This is a genomic window from Haloferax sp. KTX1 (assembly GCF_902410085.1).
GTDB classification, from domain to species: Archaea; Halobacteriota; Halobacteria; order Halobacteriales; family Haloferacaceae; genus Haloferax; species Haloferax massiliensis.
The window spans coordinates 1-379 of the sequence record NZ_CABPRH010000382.1; the positions used below are offsets into that span (position 1 = coordinate 1).

The window sequence follows — 379 nt, forward strand, 5'->3', positions numbered from 1 at the left end:
TTTAATATCAAATTGCTTGGTAAGCTCAGCACTTTTAATTCCTGACATACGTTCTGAAGCGCTATCTGCGCCAATCATAGCGAGGAATATGCGCTTCATTTCCCAACTTACTTTTTCTAACTCTTCCTCCTTTAGAATATTCATGATATCGCCAAATATATTCTTAACTGTTGCAGCAATATCCCAGTTCTCTGCAGACGTATTGGTTTTCCCTAGCCTATTGCGTACTTTGAGCCGCTCTGCCTCCGCGTCCCTCCACCGTTGTTTAACATCATCTATCTGGGTATTCCTACTCGCCTGAATATTTATTTGCTTTTGAAGCTCTTTATTTAATTGTTGTTTTTGCTCACTCAATTCATTTAAATGACTATCATCAATA

1 protein-coding gene is annotated in these 379 nt (G+C 38.5%); it reads right to left on the bottom strand.

Annotated features, from left to right (window positions below):
* The coding region (locus FY251_RS22830; protein WP_187367515.1) for a hypothetical protein at positions 1 to 379 on the bottom strand (379 nt) is incomplete at both ends.